At 28.4% G+C, this 3,866-nt stretch carries 3 protein-coding genes, 1 tRNA gene and 1 pseudogene; 2 read left to right on the top strand and 3 right to left on the bottom strand.

Annotated elements, in window-relative coordinates; genetic code table 11:
* The first annotated feature begins 166 nt into the window (after positions 1-166).
* Positions 167-238 (top strand) — tRNA-Val (locus A9758_RS00855).
* A 184-nt stretch (positions 239-422) separates the two neighbouring features.
* Here the strand turns inward: A9758_RS00855 and A9758_RS00850 are convergent.
* Positions 423-1,292, bottom strand: coding sequence for a restriction endonuclease (locus A9758_RS00850; RefSeq protein WP_011405637.1), 870 nt, complete (start codon positions 1,290-1,292; stop codon positions 423-425).
* Between the two features lie 154 nt (positions 1,293-1,446).
* Here A9758_RS00850 and surE point away from each other — a divergent pair, with 154 nt between their 5' ends.
* Entirely contained in the window at positions 1,447-2,217 is a 771-nt protein-coding gene (surE, locus tag A9758_RS00845) for a 5'/3'-nucleotidase SurE (RefSeq protein WP_011405638.1), read from the top strand.
* Here the strand turns inward: surE and A9758_RS00840 are convergent, their stop codons facing one another.
* Complete coding sequence (locus tag A9758_RS00840; RefSeq protein WP_011405639.1) at positions 2,218-3,231, bottom strand: methanogenesis marker 12 protein; 1,014 nt, start codon at positions 3,229-3,231, stop codon at positions 2,218-2,220. It abuts the gene before it with no gap.
* Between the two features lie 107 nt (positions 3,232-3,338).
* Positions 3,339-3,866 (bottom strand): annotated as a pseudogene (locus tag A9758_RS00835) (ketol-acid reductoisomerase); the annotation flags it as partial.

Genomic DNA, 3,866 nt, shown 5'->3' with positions numbered 1-3,866 from the left:
CAACTGAAATGAAGAAAAAATTTAAAAATACAAAAGAAAAAAAAATATTCAAAAATCAAGACCAGACAACTGGAAAGCCACTCATAACCAAAACATTTATATATTACTTTCAATATACTAAGTAATAGTGCCTTAAAGAGGACTACTAAAAACTATTTTATTTATTGGGCTGGTGGTCTAGGGGTATGATACCTCCCTTACAAGGAGGGGATCAGGAGTTCAAATCTCCTCCGGCCCATTTATTTAATTATAATAACTATTTTTAGAAAAAATTAATTCTATTATATAATATATTCTATTTTAGGATATTAATTAAAATTGGAATATACGTCATATACTCCATTAATTAAACTAATTTTCAGATATTTGTATTTAATCTAAAAAAATTAAAAAAAAGTTGTAGGAGAAAGCTTTTATTTTTTTTATACTGTTAACATTACAATTGATATTATTATTGATATGAAGAAAATAATACTTCCCTTAAATAAAACATCAGACAAGTTTTTGTTTATCAATAATAAACCACAATAACATACTATGGCATTTGTTGCTATTTTACCAATTCCAGTGTATGGTCCAGCAGTAAGATTAGTTAAAATATATGATATGATTGTTGAGATAACAATTAACAATAGCATATAAACAATTGTATGTTCACTAAAGAAACTTAATGCACTTGAAGTATCAACAGAGAATTTATTTCTAATAGTACTACTTCCCTGATTTAAATAATTTCGCCCATTATTTAAATAATTTCTATTGTTACTACTTCTATAATAAGTATTTCTAGTATTTTCATGTTTTCTTTTTGAAAATAATGAACGTTTATTATTTTGATGTGGATTTAAGCTAGCTGGTTTAACTTTTCCTGGTTCATAATAGTCGTATGGATCATAATCATCTTCATCTACAGTAGGTTCTGTTACAATTGTACGTTTTTTAGCATAGTTTTTAGCTATTTTTATTAAACCTTTCCTATCAATTAATTTTATATTCCGTTTTTGAGCATAAAGAGCAGCACCATGAGTATAGCTACTTGTAGTAAATATGATAATTTTTGAAGCATGGGTAGCTTTTTTTGCAAATTCCATTTCTTTTAATACATCTAATCCGATTTTCCATGGTTCTTCATAGTTTTTACAAGCAACTACAACACCAACATCGCCAACTGATGTTTCAAGAAGACCATATATATCAATAATTTGATCAGATATTTTATAGTTCTTTTTAATTTTAAAACCACTATCTTCCATAATAGTAGCAATAAAATTCACTAATCGTTCTTTTTCCAAGTTTCTCCCTCTTTGCATTTAAGATTGTTTATTATTCTATAGTCAAATATATGTGGATAACATTACTATTGATTTATGTTTTATTAATTCATCTATTATAATTTAACTATTATTTTTAAAATAATTATTAATGAGTTTAACATACATATATAATATGAATATCTTAATAACAAATGACGATGGCTTAACATCTAATGGAATTATTGCTGCAAGAAACTCTGTAGAAGATCTTGGACAAACAACATTGGTAGCACCATTAACTCAACAAAGTGGTGTAGGTCATGCAATAACATTAATGAAACCATTAAGAGCAATTAAAACAGAATTAAGTGATAAAACATATGGATATGCTGTTACAGGAACTCCAACAGATTGTGTTATTCTTGCTGTAAAAAGCATCATGGATAAAAAACCTGATCTAATTATTTCTGGTATGAATATTGGTGAAAATTTATCTAGATCAATTACCACATCTGGAACTCTTGGAGCAACTTTTGAAGCGGCTTCATTTGGAATTCCTGCAATTGCAGTATCATTACAAGTAAATAGGGAAGATTTAAAATTTAGAACAGGTGTTAATTTTATAGATTACTCTCATGCAGAATCAATAGTTAATAAACTAGCAAAAAAAGTAATAAAACATGGCATGCCTGAAGGAGTGGATATTTTAAATTTAAATATACCTGCAAACCCTGATTCTGATGAAATTATACAGTCTAACTTTGCAGATAGAATGTTTTCAACTGATGTTGAAAAAAGAATAGATCCATATGGACATCCATATTATTGGATTGTAGGCGATTTAATTGATGATGGTATTGAAGGAACAGATGTACATACATTACATATTTTAAATCAACCTGCAGTAACACCAATTTCAATAGATATGGATGCACAAGTAAATATATCCAAATGGTTAGATTAATTATTCATATATTACATCAATTCCCATTATTTTATCTACTTTATTTTTTTCTATATCATAAGCAATGTAACTACTACCTATAGCTCCACTATCACTACCTAAAACATAAACTGGACAGATTCTTTCTATTTTTTCTTTAATCATTCCACTAATATTAATGGGACTTGTCATACATCCACCAGAACCTGTAAGAACAATACCATCAATCTTATTTTCCATAATACCATACAAACCATAAATTTCCATAATAACACTCATAACAAGACTACGTATTGCAAGAAGACCTTTTTTGTCGTTATGAAGAGCTTTTTCTAGGATATCATCCTTTACATTGTTAATTTGAGAATCAACACAAGCAATTTTTGAAATACCAGCATGTGAAAAAGCTTCATTTGCAGTTTTTTTTCCAGAATCAATATCACGTATCATGTCAAGATCAAGTGGTCCATGAATAAAACCCATAGCACCAACACAAGCATCCATGGCACCTTTTATTTTACCATCTTCCACAAGAATACACACAGTATTAGAACTAATATCTGCAATAATCATATTTTTAAAACCAGTTTTAAGATAGGCATAATATGATAAACTTACCTTTTCAGGACTTCCACAATGTGAATAACTAGCTCTAAAACGATCATCTAAGAATTCACATCCACTATGTAATCCAGGTATAAGTACTGATGGTATATTTAACTCCATAATATCTTCATAAACAGTAGTTCCTCCACCAGTAACTTTTCCAGCACCATTTATTGACTGAATTCCCCTATCTTTAACAAGATCTATTGGTGTAATTTTAGATATTCCATCACCCATAGCATATGTCATAGCAAGTAATTTTACTTTTTTAATATCAATTTTATCATTTATAATATCTTTGAAGAATATTTCCTTTTTAGATAATTTATCTCTATTTAATTTAAAATAAGAAACTTCTTCTTTATTTTCATCAATAATTTCAAAAGAAATTGCTGTTGTTCCATGATCCATACCCATATAGTATTTCATTTAAATTACTCCTTTATAATTCTAAAAATAAGTGTATTAACTAAATAAAAAAATAGTTTTTTTCTTTGGAGGTTATAAAAAAATATTAAAGAAGAAGGTTTAAAACCTTATTCTTCTTTTTGTAATCCGCAAGCAATTCTTAAGTTTTTACCAACTTTTTCTATTTGTTTTTCGCCTTCTAATCTTCTTTGTGTTAAAAGTTTAGGATAGGATGTATCTGCATCTACTGCAAATTCTGTTGCGAATGTACCATCTTGAATTTCTCTTAAAATCTTTTTCATATTTTCTTTAGATTCTTCTGTGATAACTCTGTCTCTTCTTGTAAGTCCACCAAATTCTGCAGTGTTACTTACATCATGCCACATATTTCCAAATCCTTTTTCATAGATTAAATCAACGATAAGTTTCATTTCGTGACATGTTTCGAAGTAAGCCATTTCAGGTTTGTATCCAGCTTCTACAAGGGTTTCAAATCCTGCTTGTATAAGTCCAGTTAATCCACCACAAAGAACTGCTTGTTCTCCGAATAAATCTGTTTCAGTTTCTTCTCTATATGTAGTTTCAATTACACCTGCTCTTGTAAGACCTACAGCTTTAGCCATTTCTATAGCAATATCGTATGCATCAAAATTAGA

Source organism: Methanosphaera sp. A6, assembly GCF_001729395.1.
Classification (GTDB): domain Archaea; phylum Methanobacteriota; class Methanobacteria; order Methanobacteriales; family Methanobacteriaceae; genus Methanosphaera; species Methanosphaera stadtmanae.
Note: the sequence above shows the minus strand (reverse complement) of the source record. Positions and strands in the feature narration are given on the sequence as shown.